The organism is Nesterenkonia sandarakina (genome assembly GCF_003003175.1).
GTDB lineage: Bacteria > Actinomycetota > Actinomycetes > Actinomycetales > Micrococcaceae > Nesterenkonia > Nesterenkonia sandarakina_A.
The window spans coordinates 1-15,003 of record NZ_PVTY01000018.1; the positions used below are offsets into that span (position 1 = coordinate 1).

11 protein-coding genes are annotated in these 15,003 nt (G+C 67.5%); 5 read left to right on the forward strand and 6 right to left on the reverse strand.

What is annotated here, in order from left to right; translation table 11 throughout:
- On the reverse strand, window positions 1–329 hold a 329-nt coding region (locus tag BCL67_RS12985), incomplete at its 3' end, for a transposase (protein WP_181256015.1).
- Window positions 330–960: 631 nt separating this feature from the next.
- Between BCL67_RS12985 and BCL67_RS12995 the strand changes: the two genes are divergently transcribed.
- Window positions 961–2,193 (forward strand): saccharopine dehydrogenase family protein, encoded by a 1,233-nt coding sequence (locus BCL67_RS12995; RefSeq protein ID WP_106123858.1) that lies wholly within the window; start codon window positions 961–963, stop codon window positions 2,191–2,193.
- Window positions 2,194–2,237: 44 nt separating this feature from the next.
- On the opposite strand, the gene ychF is transcribed toward BCL67_RS12995, so the two are convergent.
- Window positions 2,238–3,323: a redox-regulated ATPase YchF gene (gene ychF / locus BCL67_RS13000; RefSeq protein WP_106123884.1), complete on the reverse strand. Its 1,086-nt coding sequence runs from the start codon at window positions 3,321–3,323 to the stop codon at window positions 2,238–2,240.
- A gap of 265 nt (window positions 3,324–3,588) precedes the next feature.
- On the opposite strand from ychF, the gene betT reads away from it, so the two are divergent.
- The 3 genes from betT to BCL67_RS13015 are packed head-to-tail and all read left to right on the forward strand — an operon-like array spanning window position 3,589 to window position 8,801.
- A complete protein-coding gene (betT, locus tag BCL67_RS13005; protein ID WP_106123859.1) occupies window positions 3,589–5,742 on the forward strand; it encodes a choline BCCT transporter BetT in 2,154 nt (717 codons plus the stop codon).
- Window positions 5,743–7,236, forward strand: coding sequence for an aldehyde dehydrogenase family protein (locus BCL67_RS13010; RefSeq protein ID WP_106123860.1), 1,494 nt, complete (start codon window positions 5,743–5,745; stop codon window positions 7,234–7,236).
- Window positions 7,233–8,801 carry a GMC family oxidoreductase gene (locus BCL67_RS13015; protein ID WP_106123861.1) on the forward strand — a complete coding sequence of 523 codons (1,569 nt, stop codon included), beginning with the start codon at window positions 7,233–7,235 and terminating at the stop codon, window positions 8,799–8,801. Before BCL67_RS13010 ends, BCL67_RS13015 begins: the two co-directional genes overlap by 4 nt.
- A gap of 145 nt (window positions 8,802–8,946) precedes the next feature.
- Here BCL67_RS13015 and BCL67_RS13020 read toward each other — a convergent pair whose 3' ends face one another.
- Window positions 8,947–9,708, reverse strand: a complete 762-nt coding sequence (locus BCL67_RS13020; RefSeq protein ID WP_181256016.1) for a histidine phosphatase family protein — start codon at window positions 9,706–9,708, stop codon at window positions 8,947–8,949.
- Window positions 9,709–9,847: 139 nt separating this feature from the next.
- On the opposite strand from BCL67_RS13020, the gene rmuC reads away from it, so the two are divergent.
- Window positions 9,848–11,065, forward strand: coding sequence for a DNA recombination protein RmuC (rmuC, locus tag BCL67_RS13025; RefSeq protein ID WP_181256017.1), 1,218 nt, complete (start codon window positions 9,848–9,850; stop codon window positions 11,063–11,065).
- Window positions 11,066–11,139: 74 nt separating this feature from the next.
- Here the strand turns inward: rmuC and BCL67_RS13030 are convergent, their stop codons facing one another.
- The 3 genes from BCL67_RS13030 to BCL67_RS13040 form a co-directional block, all read right to left on the reverse strand.
- Window positions 11,140–12,801: an SLC13 family permease gene (locus BCL67_RS13030; protein WP_106123863.1), complete on the reverse strand. Its 1,662-nt coding sequence runs from the start codon at window positions 12,799–12,801 to the stop codon at window positions 11,140–11,142.
- Between the two features lie 218 nt (window positions 12,802–13,019).
- Entirely contained in the window at window positions 13,020–14,207 is a 1,188-nt protein-coding gene (locus BCL67_RS13035; protein ID WP_106123864.1) for an MFS transporter, read from the reverse strand.
- Window positions 14,204–14,968 carry a sulfite exporter TauE/SafE family protein gene (locus BCL67_RS13040; protein WP_106123865.1) on the reverse strand — a complete coding sequence of 255 codons (765 nt, stop codon included), beginning with the start codon at window positions 14,966–14,968 and terminating at the stop codon, window positions 14,204–14,206. The genes BCL67_RS13035 and BCL67_RS13040 overlap by 4 nt, the downstream gene beginning before the upstream one ends.
- Window positions 14,969–15,003 lie beyond the last annotated feature (35 nt).

Below are 15,003 nucleotides of genomic sequence, written 5' to 3' on the forward strand. Positions count from 1 at the left end.
CAGTCAGCCACGACTGTGATCAGTGCTGATTCGGCTCGTTTGCGACGTTCGAGCAGCCATTCTGGGAAGTAAGTGCCTGAGCGCAGCTTCGGGACCTGCACATCGACGGTGCCCAGGCGGGTGTCGAGGTCCCGGTGGCGGTAGCCGTTGCGCTGAGTGGCCCGGTCGGGGCTGGGCTTGCCCCATTCGGCTCCGATGACGGCGTCAGCGTCTGCCGAAAGCAGCGTGTTGATCACCGTCTGCAAGAGGTTGCGCATCAGATCCGGGGATGCGTCGGTGAGGGCTTCAGCGAGCAGGCCGGCAGGGTCGATAATGTGAGGTGCGGTCATCGTGATGATGCCTTTCGAGTGGGATGTGAGAGTTTTTCTCGAAGGATCACACGGTGGCCGCATCTATGTCGGTAACGACAGGCGTGGCCACCATGGGTTACACCACTATGCGGGACTCAACTGAGCCGGCCCAGACCATGGCGTTTCTCAACTACTATCCTGCCGCTGACTCGGGCCCCAATCCCGCGGATACCCTGGCCGTGCTGCTCACAGCGCCCTCGAATGGACGGCGCTATGGTCTCGATGATCCCTTCGTGGACCGAGAACTTCGCCGCGTCTGGGACACGGCTGGGCTGCCCGGACGCTTCGAGACGTCCGTCGAGGAGTGCACCATCCTGGATCCGCATTATTTCAGTCTCGCCGGCGGTTTCGGAGGTGCCCTGTATGGAGCTGTCCGCCCCCTGGCGATGAGCGGTCCCCTGCACCGTCCAGCTCACCATAGCCTGAGGCGGCCATGGCTGTGGCGGGTCGGCGCCTCGGTGCATCCGGGCGGCGGACTGCCGGCCGTGATGGGCGGCGCCATGATGACGATGGACGGACTGCTTCGGGCACTGCCGCCCGGGCACGGCGGGCGTGGCTTCCACAGAGGAATGCACTCCCCGGTGCCGGTCCGCTGTGGAAGACTGCCGGCATGGAGGCTCCAACGCGCAACCACGACCTCGTCCTCTTCGGTGCGACCGGATTTGTCGGGGAACTCATCGCTGGGTACCTCGCGCACCACGCTCCACCGGACCTGCGAGTGGGACTCGCGGGGAGGTCGAGGGTGAAGCTCGAAGCCGTACGGTCCAGACTGCCCGTCGCCGCTCATGACTGGGCCATCATTGAGGCCGATATCGGGCGCCCTGACTCGCTCGCGGCAATGGCCGCCGGAACCAGAGTTCTGTTCACCACGGTGGGTCCCTACGCGAAGTATGGGCTCTCGGTTGTCGAGGCGTGTGCCCGCGCCGGCACCCATTACGGGGACCTGACGGGAGAGGTGTCCTTCGTCCGTGAAGCTGTCGACCGTTGGGATGCCCTTGCGAGGGCCACAGGTGCACGGATCGTCCACGCGTGCGGCTACGACTCCGTCCCGTCGGACCTCGCGGTGCTCCTCCTGCACCAGGCCGCGCAGGCTGACGGCGCGGGCGGACTGACCGAGGTGCAGCTCGTTGCCAGGGCGAAGGGCGGTGTCAGCGGCGGCACCATCGAGTCCATGCGTGGGCAGCTCGACGGCATCCGGACGGACCCTGTGCTGCGATCGCTTGCGCGCGACCCCTACTCGCTCAGTCCAGACCGGACGGCGGAGCCCGTGACCCGGCAGCCGCCGGATCTGGGGTGGGTCGGCCGTTCGGATGACGGCAAGTGGGCCGCGCCCTTCATCATGGCGTCGGTGAATACGCGGATCGTACGTCGCAGCAATGCCCTGCAGGGGTGGGCCTACGGCAGGTCCCTGCGATACGGCGAACTGATGGGTATGGGGCGAGGTCCAGTCGGCGCCGTCACCGCCGGCGCGACGGCGCTTGGCCTTCGGCTGTCCGGAGCCGCACTGGCGCTCCCTGTCACGAGGAGACTACTGGACCGTGTCCTTCCGTCGCCCGGTGCCGGACCGAGCGAGGCCGCGCGGCGCTCAGGCTGGTTCCATTCCCAGGTGACTGCTTCCACGGAGAGCGGCCGGCGCTATCGTGCCATCGCAGCCGGGCCCGGCGATCCGGGATACGCCGCCACCGCCGTGATGGCCGGAGAGACAGTGCTCTCACTCGCCCTCGACGCCGACCGTCTGCCGCCCGCCACAGGATCACTGACCCCGGCGACCGCCCTCGGTGACGTTCTGGTTGAGCGGCTGCGCGAGGCGGGCCAGACCTATGAGGTCACGTCTCTGACCTGACGCCGGACGTGAGGGACTGGTCGTGGTGTGGTCAGGGGCGCCGACTACACGTTGAAGCGGAACTCCACCACGTCGCCGTCCTTCATGATGTATTCCTTGCCCTCTATCCGCACCTTGCCGGCAGACTTCGCGTCAGCCATGGATCCGGCCGCCACCAGGTCGTCGAAGGACACGATCTCGGCCTTGATGAAGCCGCGCTGGAAGTCGGTGTGGATGACGCCGGCCGCCTCGGGCGCCGTCGCCCCCTTGTTGACGGTCCAGGCGCGGGTCTCTTTGGGTCCGGCGGTCAGGTAGGTCTGCAGTCCGAGCGTGGCGAAGCCGACGCGGGCCAGCTGGTCCATGCCGGACTCCTCCTGGCCGTTGAGCTCGAGCATCTCGCGGGCCTCCTCCTCGGAGAGCTCCACGAGGTCGGCCTCGAGCTTGGCGTCGAGGAACACGGCGTCGGCCGGGGCGACCAGCGCTGCCAGCTCGGCCTGCTTCTCGGGCGAGTTCAGCACGCCCTCATCGGCGTTGAACACGTAGATGAAGGGCTTGGCGGTGAGCAGGTTCAGCTGCGCCAGGTGCTCCATGTCCAGCTTGTCCTTGGTGACGGAGCCGAAGATCGTGTCCCCGCGCTCCAGCGTCTTCTGCGCCACCAGGTACGCGTCCAGGGTGGCCTGCTCGGCCTTGCGCCCCTTGACCTGCTTCTCCAGCTTCGGGATCGCGTTCTCCATGGTCTGGAGATCCGCCAGGATCAGTTCGGTGTTGATCGTCTCCATATCGGAGGTCGGATCAACCTTGCCGTCCACGTGGATGACGTTCTCGTCCTCGAACACGCGGACCACCTGGGCGATGGCGTGGGCCTCACGGATGGTGGCCAGGAACTGGTTGCCCAGCCCTTCACCCTCGGAGGCGCCCTTGACGATCCCGGCGATGTCGACGAAGGACACCGTCGCAGGAAGGATCTTCTGCGAACCGAAGATCTCGGCCAGTGCCGCCAGCCGCTGGTCGGGCAGGTTCACGATGCCCACATTCGGCTCGATGGTGGCGAACGGGTAGTTCGCCGCCAGGATCGACTGACGAGTCAGCGCGTTGAACAGGGTCGACTTGCCCACATTGGGTAGTCCTACGATTCCGATAGTCAAAGCCACGGTCACCTAACCTACCGTCCAGAGCTCCCCTCCCGCGACTTCACGGGACTCCCCGCCCCTTCACGCTCTTCAACGGCGCACATAGACTGGCCATCCGTTCACTATGTGGACCGAATCTCCGCCGGTTTCAGGAGATCTGGCTCACATCTACCGCACCTTCGTATCCCGGATGCGGCCGACCCGCGTCTAAGATGCCTGAGGCTCCACCACTCGAACCTATTGATACACAAGCGCATTCATTCAGCACCGGAAGGAACATAATTTCATGGCATCGGCCACGCAAGACGTCCCCAGTGACGTCCCGAGCGATGTCCAGGGGGACGGCTCGTCAGGTACTCCTGCACGCTCGAAAGTGAATCTGCCGGTCTTCATCGGCTCCGCGGCGATCATCATCGCCTTCACCCTGTGGGCCTGGCTCGCACCGGACACCGCCTACACCACGCTGGAATCGGTCTTCCTCTGGATCGGCGCGAACCTCGGCTGGTACTACATCCTCACCGCCGGCATCGTGGTGGTCTTCGTCCTCATCGTCGCCTTCTCCCGAGTGGGCCGGACCAAGATCGGACCAGACCACTCCACCCCGAAGTACAACCTCTTCACCTGGACCGCGATGCTCTTCGCCGCGGGCATCGGTGTGGACCTGATGTTCTTCGCGATCTCCGGACCCGCCACGAACCTCACCACCGCCCCCGGCGTGGAGGCCGGCTCCTCCGCCGCCACCGAGATGGCCGTGCTGTGGACCCTCTTCCACTACGGGATCCCCGGCTGGGCGATGTACGCCCTGATGGGCATGGCCTTCGGCCTCTTCGCCTACCGCTACCACCTGCCGCTGAGCATCCGCAGCGCGCTCTACCCGATCATCGGCAAGCGCGCCCAGGGTGTCACCGGCGACGGCATCGAGATCGCCGCAGTGATCGGCACCATCTTCGGCATCGCCACCAGCCTCGGCATCGGCGTGGTCTTCCTCAACTACGGCCTGGAATGGCTCTTCGGGATCGAACAGGGCACCGGCGCGCAGATCGGGCTGATCGTGCTGGCCGTGATCGTCGTGATCGCCTCCTCCGTCTCCGGCGTGGACAAAGGGATTCGTCGTCTCTCCGAGCTCAACGTGGTCTTCGCCGTCGTGCTGATGCTCTACGTGCTCATCGCCGGTGAGACCACCTACCTGCTCAACGCGCTGGTCAAGAACGCCGGCGACTTCGCCGCCTACTTCCCCTCGATGCTGCTGGACACCTTCGCCTATGACCCGCCCGAGGGTCAGTGGCTGGAGTGGTGGACGCTGTTCTTCTGGGCCTGGTGGATCGCCTGGGCGCCGTTCGTCGGACTGTTCCTGGCCCGGATCTCTCGCGGCCGGACGCTGCGCCAGTTCGTCATCGGCACCCTGATCATCCCGTTCGGCTTCATCCTGCTGTGGATCTCGATCTTCGGCAACGGCGCGATCTGGGAGTTCCTCAGCGGCAACACCGAATTCATCACCGCCGCTGTGGAGAACCCCGAGTCCAGCTACTACCTGCTCCTGGAGCAGTACCCGGGCGCGACCTTCACCATCGGGCTCTCGGTGATCACCGGCCTGCTGTTCTACATCACCTCCGCCGACTCCGGCGCCCTGGTGATGGCGAACTTCACCTCCAAGCCGCTGAGCCACTCCGACGACGGCGCCCCCTGGCTCCGCGTGTTCTGGGCCCTGGCCACCGGCGCCCTGACCCTGGCGGTGCTGATGCTCGACGGGGTCTACACGCTGCAGATGGCCACGGTGATCATCGGACTGCCGTTCTCGGTGGTGATGTATGTGCTGATGATGGGCATCTGGCGGGCGCTGCAGATGGAGCGCTACAACCGCGAGTCCCGCGAGGCCACCCTGCCCTGGATGGTCTCCGAGCGCAGCCAGGACTCCGGCGATCGGGGCGGGCTGAGCTGGCGCCGTCGCCTGGCCCGGGGCATGCACTTCCCCACCGCGAAGCAGGCCACCGAGTTCATCAACACGGTGGCGGCCCCCGCGGTGGAGGACGTGGCCTCGGAGCTGCGTGATCAGGGTGCCGAGATCAGCTGCGAGCGCGGCCTGGTGCCCGACACCCAGATCCCGCACATCGATCTGCACGTCTACTTCGGTGAGCAGACCGAGTTCAAATATCAGGTCTACCCGATCGCGTACTCGGTCCCGAGCTTCGCGCGCAGCATGCGCCCCACCGAGGAGACCTACTACCGTGTGGAGACGTTCTCCGCCACCGGTTCGGAGGGCCACGACCTCATGGGCTACACCCGAGACCAGGTCATCGCCGACGTCCTGGACGCCTATGAGCGACACCTGGCCTTCCTCACCATGAGTGAAGAAGGCGGACAGTCCTCATCGCTGCACACCGGCAGCAACATCCCAGACGACTGGGACCATGACCGCACCAACGGAAGCGCAGGAGCATAAATGAGCACAGCAGAACCGATCTCCACGCTGTTCATCGACGGGAAATGGGTTCCCGCCCAGTCCGGCGAGACGCGCACCATCCACTGTCCCGCAGACGGCTCCGAAGTGGGACTGGTCTCCGAAGCCGGCGAGGCCGACACCCTCGCCGCGATCGCCGCCGCCCGCAAGGCCTTCGACTCCCACGTCTGGGCCGACACGCCGGCCGCTGAGCGTGGAGCCTTCGTGCTGGCCGTCGCCGATGCGATCGAGGCGCGCAAGGACGAGTTCGCTCGGGCCGAGGCGCTGGACACCGGCAAGCGGTTCGTCGAGGCGCAGATCGACATGGACGACATCATCGCCTGCTACCGGCACTTCGGGAAGCTCGCCGACGCCGAGTCCGGGCGCCTGGTCGACGCCGGGGACCCCACGGTCCTCTCCCGCGTGGTCTACGAGCCCGTGGGCGTCGTCGGGATGATCACCCCGTGGAACTACCCGCTGCTGCAGGCGGCCTGGAAGATGGCCCCTGCCCTGGCCGCGGGCAACAGCTTCATCCTCAAGCCCGCGGAGCTGACCCCGCACACCGGCATGCTGATCATGGACGTCTATGACTCCCTGGGCCTGCCCGCCGGCGTCGCGAACCTGATCACCGGCGCCGGCGCCACCGCGGGCGCGCCGCTGTCCTCCCACCCGGATGTGGACATGGTCTCCTTCACCGGTGGCGTGGTCACCGGGCGCAAGATCGGCGCCACCGCCGCAGAGACCGTCAAGAAGGTCGCTCTGGAGCTCGGCGGCAAGAACCCGAACGTGGTCTTCGCCGACGCCGATTTCAACGCCGCGGTGGACAACGCGCTCAACGCCGGCTTCGTGGACTCCGGGCTGGTCTGCTCCGCAGGCACCCGGCTGATCATCGAGGAGTCGATCAAGGAGAAGTTCGTCACCGAGCTGGTCCGCCGCGCGGAGCACATCCGGATGGGCGGACCCTTCGAGGAGACCGCCGAGACCGGACCGCTGATCTCGGCCGAGCACCGTCAGAAGGTGTACGACTACACCCAGCGCGGCATCGAGGAGGGCGCCACCCTGCGCACCGGGCACCACTTCGGCGGCGAGAAGCACCGCAACGGGTACTTCTACGCCCCCACCGTGCTCGACGACGTCAAGCGCGGCATGTCCGTGGTCGAAGAGGAGGGCTTCGGCCCGGTCATCACCGTGGAGACCTTCACCACCGAGGCCGAGGCCATCGAGACCGCGAACGACACCATCTACGGCCTGGCCGGAGCGGTCTGGACCTCGGACCGGGGCACCGCGCACCGGGTCTCCTCCCGGCTGCGCCACGGCACCATCTGGATCAACGACTACCACCCCTACCTGCCGCAGGCGGAGTGGGGCGGGTTCAAGCAGTCCGGCGTCGGCCGCGAGCTGGGTCACATGGGGCTGGATGAGTACCGCGAGGCCAAGCACATCTACGAGAACACCGAGCCCGCCGTCACCGGCTGGTTCAGCATGCCGGAGAAATGAGGAGACCCGTGGAGAACACCACTTTCGACTACGTCGTGATCGGCGGCGGATCAGGCGGCGCCGCCGTCGCCGCCCGCCTGTCCGAGGACCCCAACGTCACGGTGGCCCTGCTGGAGGCAGGTCCCACCGATGCGGACAAGCCCGAGATCCTGCAGCTCAACCGCTGGATGGAGCTGCTGGAGTCCGGCTTCGACTGGGACTACCCCATCGAGGAGCAGGAGAACGGCAACTCCTTCATGCGCCACGCCCGCGCCAAGGTGCTCGGCGGCTGCTCCTCGCACAACTCCTGCATCGCCTTCTGGGCGCTGCGTGAGGACATGGACGAATGGGAGGCGAAGGGCGCCACCGGCTGGAACGCGGAGTCCACCTACCCGCTGTTCCAGCGGCTGGAGACCAACGACGCCCCCGGCGATCACCACGGTCGCAGCGGACCCGTCAACCTGATGACGATCCCGCCGAAGGACCCCTGCGGCGTCGCCCTGCTGGACGCCTGTGAGGAACAGGGCATCCCGCGGGTGGCCTTCAACACCGGGGAGACCGTGCTCAAGGGCGCGAACTTCTTCCAGGTCAACCGGAAGGAGGACGGGACCCGGTCGTCGTCGTCGGTCTCCTATCTGCACCCGATCCTTCAGCGCCCGAACCTGAGCATCCTCACCGACACCTGGGTCCGCGAGATCATCTTCGAGGGCGACCGCGCGGTCGGCGTGGACGCGGTCAACAACCCGTTCGGCCGGGCGCACCGGATCAGCGCCACCAAGGAGATCGTGCTCTCCGCGGGCGCGATCGACTCCCCGAAGCTGCTGATGCTCTCCGGGATCGGACCGGCGCAGCACCTGGCCGAGTTCGGCATCGAGGCCCGCGTGGACTCCCCCGGCGTGGGCGAGCACCTGCAGGACCACCCCGAGGCGGTCATCGCCTGGGAGGCCAAGCAGCCCATGGTGAAGGACTCCTACCAGTGGTGGGAGATCGGGATCTTCTCGGCCACCCGCGAGGGCCTGGACCGGCCGGACCTGATGATGCACTACGGCTCGGTGCCCTTCGACATGCACACCCTGCGGCAGGGCTACCCCACCGCGGACAACACCTTCTGCCTGACCCCCAACGTCACGCACGCGAAGTCGCGCGGGACGGTGCGGCTGCGCTCCAAGGACTACCGGGACAAGCCCAAGGTGGATCCGCGCTACTTCACCGACCCGGAGGGCCACGACATGCGCGTGGCCGTGGAAGGCATCAAGCTGGCCCGGAAGATCGCCGCGCAGCCCGCCATGGCGGACTGGGCCGGCCAGGAGCTCTTCCCCGGTGCTGACACCCAGACCGACGAGGAGCTGGCGGACTACGTCTCCCGCACGCACAACACGGTCTATCACCCGGCCGGATCCGTGCGGATGGGCGCCGACGACGACGCGATGTCACCGGTGGACTCGCAGCTGCGGGTCAAGGGCGTCCACGGGCTGCGTGTGGCCGACGCCTCGGTCATGCCGGAGCTGACCACGGTGAACCCGAACATCACCACCATGATGATCGGTGAGCGCTGCGCGGACCTGATCAAGGCGGCCAACGCCTAGGTTCCGCGCGCGAGCCCGGGTTCCGCCGGGCGCCCCACATCGAGTGGGCGATTTGAGGGAGATTCTCGGCCTGAGAGGTCGGGACAGTCCCTTGAATCGCCCACTCGATGTGTATCCGGGGCTGCTGTTCAGATGGAGCCGCTGCTCAGATGGCGGGAGTGCTCAGCTCCGGGTTCAACAGCTCAGGGGACAGGTTGATCAGGCGCAGCCGCGCGTGAGCGGCGATCTGTGCATCGGTGAGCTCACGGATCGCGCGGGCCTCGGCGTCGTCGTCGTGCTCCTCGTCCAGCCCGGCGTTCGGCAGCGAGGAGGAGACCGAACCCGAGGTCAGCGGGATGTCGAGCACGGTGACCGCGGCCGGGGTCAACGGGATGAACTGGCGCCGATCCAGCAGTCCGAGCCCCTCGAAGAGCACCCGCAGCGCAGCGCCGTGGCAGACGACGACGGCGGTGCGCACCTCGAAGCTGAGGTCGGCTGAGGCGGTGGGAGCGATCTCCGCGGTCGAACGCACGATGTCACTGAAGGCGCGCGTCATCCGGGCCTGCAGATCCGGGTGCGCCTCTCCCCCGGCCGGGGTGTAGCTCCCGGCCCGCCAGCCCTCGAAGTTCTCCGGCTCGGCGTCACGGATCTCCGCCGCGAAGGCGCCCTCCCACTCACCCAGATTCTGCTCGCGCAGCTCGTCCCAGATCTTGGGCTGAAGGTCCAGGCCGAACTCGGCGAAGGTCTGCTGGGTCCGCACCAGGCTGGAGACATGAGCCTGCGCCGGGTTCTGCGCGCGGACGAAGGCACCGGTGGTCCGCGCCTGCAGCTTCCCGGACTCGGCGAGCGAGATGTCCGAATGTCCCTGGAGGCGGTGGGTCTTGTTCCACTCGGTCTCTCCATGGCGGACTAGCAGAATTCGGATCATCGGGGCTCCTCTGGTTCGGGCGGGAAGCGCCTTGCCGGCGCGAGTTCTCTGCTGCAACCCTATGTCAGCGGGCTCGCCGGTGCGGATGTCGCCCCTGAGGTCAGCGTCCATGTCCCTGCCCGGTGGCATGCTGGGTGGCATGACCACTCTGTACTTCTTCGCCGCCGTCCTGCTCGGTGTTGTCCTCGGCGTCCTGGGCTGCTGGCTGGTGCTCTATCTGCTGCGCCGCGGCACCGAGGACCCCGCCGCGCTGCGTGACCAGCTGCACCACGTACGGGCTGAGCTCGCTGACGCCCAGGGCCAGCTCGCCGCCTCGCAGCAGGAGCTCAGCCTGGCGCAGGGACGGCTCTGGGAGCTGGAGCGCCGTCGGGAGGAGGACTCCGAGGCAGCCCGGGAGCGCGAGACGCTGGTGGAGATGCTGCACCCGGTGCGCCAGGGCGTCACCGAGATGCACCGCCGGGTCCAGGAGCTGGAGACCGAGCGGGCCGCGCAGCACTCCCGGCTCTCGCAGCAGCTGACCTCCGCCGCAGAGACCGACGCCCGGATCATCGAATCCACCCAGGCGCTGCTCGGGAGTCTGCACTCGACCTCGGCGCGCGGACACTGGGGCGAGGTGCAGCTGCGCCGGGTGGTGGAGTCTGCCGGCATGCTGCCCCATGTCGACTTCACCGAGCAGTACAGCGGTCGCGGCACCGACGGGCAGCTGCTGATCCCGGACATGGTGGTGCACCTGCCGGGAGGCCGCCAGCTGGTCCTCGACGCGAAGGCGCCGCTGAACCCGACTGACCCGTCGGCCCAGGCCAAGGCGCTGCGCTCCCGGGTCGATGAGCTCGCGAAGAAGCGCTACTGGGAGGCGGTGGACCTCTCCCCGGATGTGGTCTTCTGCTTCGTCCCCGCCGAGTCGCTGCTCTCGGCGGCGATGGAAGCGGACCCGATGCTGCTGGATGACGCACTGTCCAAGGGCGTCACCCTGGTCTCTCCCGCCTCGCTGCTGGCCTCGCTGAAGGCGGTCTCTGCGGCCTGGCGGCAGGAGCGACTGGCGCAGAACATCCGCGAGGTCGTGGACCATTCCCGGGACCTCTACCGTCGGCTGGCCAAGATGAGCGAGCACCTCGCGCGCACCGGAGACCGGCTGCGGCAGGCGGTGACGGCGTACAACGGGTTGATCGGCAACATCGAACGTCAGGTGCTGCCCAAGGTGGAGGCGATGAGCCGGCTGGAGGTCGGTGAGCCCACGGCCACCTCCACCGAAGGGCTGCTGGAGGATCTCGGTGAGACGCTGAGCGTCACCACGGTGAGCACCGAGGTCAATCCGCTCGGCCCCCGGCTGGAGGCCGAACGCAGTCAGGGGCAGTGATCCGCGCTGACGCTGCGGTTCACTGCCCCTGACGTTCCCGCCCGGGCGGGGCAGGCAGGTCGAGCTTCTCGGTGTTACAGGGTCAGGCCGAAGACCCAGACCAGGATGGTCATCGACACCGCGGTGATGCACACGACGCCGGCCACGTTGAGCCAGATGCCGCCCTTGATCATCTGCCCGATGGTGACGTAGCCCGAGCCGTAGGCGATCGCGTTCGGCGGGGTGGCCACCGGCAGCATGAAGGCGCAGGTCGCAGCCAGCGCCACCGGTGCGGCGAGGATCAGCGGATCGATGCCGGTGCCCATCGCGACGCCGGAGGCCACCGGGAGGAAGGTGGCCGCCGTCGCGGTGTTCGAGGTCATCTCGGTGAGCAGCAGGATGCCGAGCGTGGCGACCAGCACCAGCACCCAGACCGGGATGCCAGCCAGTCCTTCGACCTGCGTGCCGAGCCAGGTGGACAGACCCGAGGAGCTGAACTGCGCCGAGAGGGCCAGACCGCCGCCGAAGAGCAGCAGCACGCCCCAGGGCAGCTTCGCGGCGTATTCCCAGTCCAGCAGGCGCACGCCCTTGGCGGCACCGCCGGGCAGCAGGAAGAGCAGCAGGCCCACGACCATGGCGATGCCGGCATCGGAGATGAACGGGTCCTCCATGCCGAGCAGGTTGGTGGAGACCAGCGGGATGAAGACCCAGGAGAGCGCGGCGAGCACGAAGATGATCAGCACCCGGGTCTCTGCGGAGGACATCGGGCCGAGCTTGCGCAGCTCGCCCCGGATCAGGTCGCCGCCGCCGGGGATGTCATCGATCTCGGGCTTGAACAGCACGCGGGTCAGCAGGACCCAGGCGATGACCAGCATGATGATCGAGATCGGCACGCCGACGAGCATCCACTGGCCGAAGCCGATGGTCAGGTCATGGGTCTCCGCCATGTGACCCACCAGCAGCGCATTCGGCGGGGTGCCGATGATGGTGCCCAGCGAGCCGATCGACGCGGCGTAGGCGATGCCGAGCATCAGGGCGGTGCCGAAGTTGGACTTCAGCGCCGAGTTGGTCTCGTTCTCGCCGGCCTCCGTGGCCGTCGCGGGGTCTTCACCCTTCATGATCTTGCTGACCAGCATCAGCACCGAGACGCCGATGGGGAGCATCATCACCGCGGTGGCGGTGTTGGAGACCCACATCGAGAGGAATCCGGTGGCGATCATGAAGCCGGCGATCAGGTTCACCGGCTTGGAGCCCATGGCGCGCAGGGTCATCAGCGCGATCCGGCGGTGCAGGTTCCAGCGCTGCATCGCCAGGGCCAGCATGAAGCCGCCCATGAACAGGAAGATGATGTTGTTGCCGTAGCTGGCGCCCACGTCATCGACCGAGACTCCGCCCACGGCCTCTTCGGCGCTGCCGAAGTCCCCCGCGGGGACCAGCAGCGGGAAGATGATCAGCGGCAGCAGCGCGGTCGCCGGGATCGGGATCGCCTCGGTCATCCACCAGACGGCCATCAGCACGGCGGTGGCGGCGGTCAGCCGGGGCCAGACCTCCATGTCGCCGGGCATGACCAGGTAGACCAGGAGCGCGAGAACCACGCCGCCGACCAGGCCGATCATCCGGCGCATCAGCGCGGTCCGGTCCAGGCCCTCGGCGCGGGCGCCGACCGAGAGCTCTTCGCCTTCCGCCTCGGACTGTGTTCTAGGGTCGTACTTCTTCAGGTGGTCACCTGAAACACGGGAACGCGGAGGCGTCGTCATTGCCGGTACTCCTGCTGGTTCGGTATTGGGTGGTGCGCCATCTCGTGATAGGGCTCACAGAGTCTACGGGGCCCCTGCAGAAGTTGCCACTTTGAACCGAGACGGCGACGTCCCCGCTGGGCAGGTCCGTCGGGTGATGCGGCTGCTTCGGCCCGGCCTGGTCAGCTCGACCGGGCCTGCTCTGGTCGGCCCGGTCTGGTCTGGTCTGGTCGGGGCGGTCAATCCTTGGGCAGCACGACGGCGGCCAGCACCGTCGCGAGTCCTGCGAGCCCGAGCACCATCAGCACCGTCCCCGACCAGCCAGCCACGTGCAGCGCGGTCCCGCCCAGATAGCCGAAGATCGAGGAGCCGCCGTAGTATCCCAGGTTGTACAGCGACGCTGACTGAGCACGGCCGGCGGTCGCGGCCGCGCCGACCCAGCCCGAGGCCACCGCGTGGGCGGCGAAGAACCCCGCGGTGAGCACCACGGTGCCCACGATGATCACGGCAAGATGCGGCACCAAGGTCAGTCCGACGCCGAGGATCATGATCAGGTTTCCAGCGAGCAGCACCGGCTTTCGCGAGTAGCGTGCCGCCAGGCGTCCGGCGCGCGGCGAGGACCAGGTCCCGGCGAGATAGGCGAGGAAGACGAAGGATGCGATCCAGAGCGGGATCGAATACGGCGGCGCGGAGAGGTGGAAGCCCAGGAAGTTGTACATGGCCACGAAGCCGCCCATGGTGAGGAATCCCTGCAGGTAGAGGGTCCAGAGCGTGGGCGAGCGCAGGTTCCCGGTCAGCGCCGGCACGATCTCGCGCACCCGGACGCGCCGCGGGGTGAAGTTCTGCGCGGTCGGCGCCAGGCGCAGGAACACCAGGACGCAGGCCACCGCGATGAGCGTCACGGTGAGCATGCCGATCTTCCAGCCCAGCTGCTCCCCCACCGGGGCGGCCACGATGCGCCCGGTCAGTCCGCCCAGCGAGGTGCCGGAGATGTAGGTGCCCGCCGCAGCCACTGCGATCTTCGGGCTGACCTCCTCGTTGAGGTAGGCCACGGCCAGGGCCGGGACCCCCCCGAGCATGAATCCCTCGATGAAGCGCATCAGCAGGGCGAGCTCGAAGCCCTGGCTGACGAACAGGGCGGGCATGAGCACCGCCAGGATCCCGAAGAGGCAGGCGAGGCTGATCGCCCAGATCATGGCCTTCTTCCGACCGTGGGCGTCGCCGATATAGGACCAGGGGATGACGCCGAGCGCGAGTCCGAGGGTGGCGGTGGAGATCATCAGCGCGGCCCGGTCCGCGGAGACGTCCTGCTCGGCGGCGATCAGCGGCAGCAGGCCCTGCGGCGAATAGAGCTGGGCGAAGGTCGCCACCCCGATGAAGAACAGCGCGATCAGCAGGCGGCGGCTGTGCGCGCTCTGCGCGGTCACGCCAGCACGTCCAGGGTGCCGCGGACGATCGCGCCGGCTCCGCCGAGTCCGGCCAGCGTCATGGCCACGGTCCTGGCAGTGGGGATGGACACGCGTTTCGCGAGCTGGGTGCCGAGCAGGATCCCGACGATGACGGTCAGCACGATCACCGGGAAGAGCCAGCCCAGCGGCGGACCCGCCTGTCCGTTGACCTCGACCGAGCCCATCAGCAGCTTGGTGATCACCGAGACCGCACCCATGGTCATGAAGATCGGCTGCAGGGTCGCGGCAAAGCTGCGATGCTCCCAGCGCGAGATCCGGGAGTAGATGACCAGGACCGGTCCTGCGACTCCGGAGGTGGTGTTGAAGAACCCACCCAGCAGTCCGGCGAAGAGTCCTGCCCCGCGGCCGGGAAGATGCGGCAGCGTCGGCAGCGCGAAGGTCACCAGCAGCGCGAAGACCACGATGCCGCCGACGATGATCGAGAGCCAACCGGCGCTGAGCTGCCCGACCACCCAGGCTCCGGGGATCGCGCCCACCACCGAGGCAGGCATGATCAGCCAGAAGCGTCGCCAATTGATATGTGCCCAGACCGCGATCATGATCAGGCCGCCGGAGACGAACGTGGTCATATTGGTGATCAGCACGCCGAAGGCCGGACCGAGCAGGATCGAGAGCACCGGGGCGACCACCAGGCCGACGCCGGTCCCGGAGACCCGTTGGAGGATGGTGCCGATCAACACCGCGGCCGCGATCACCGCAGTCATGCCCAGCACCGTCATGAACTCATCGTATGTCAGCCCAGGTCATGCCGACG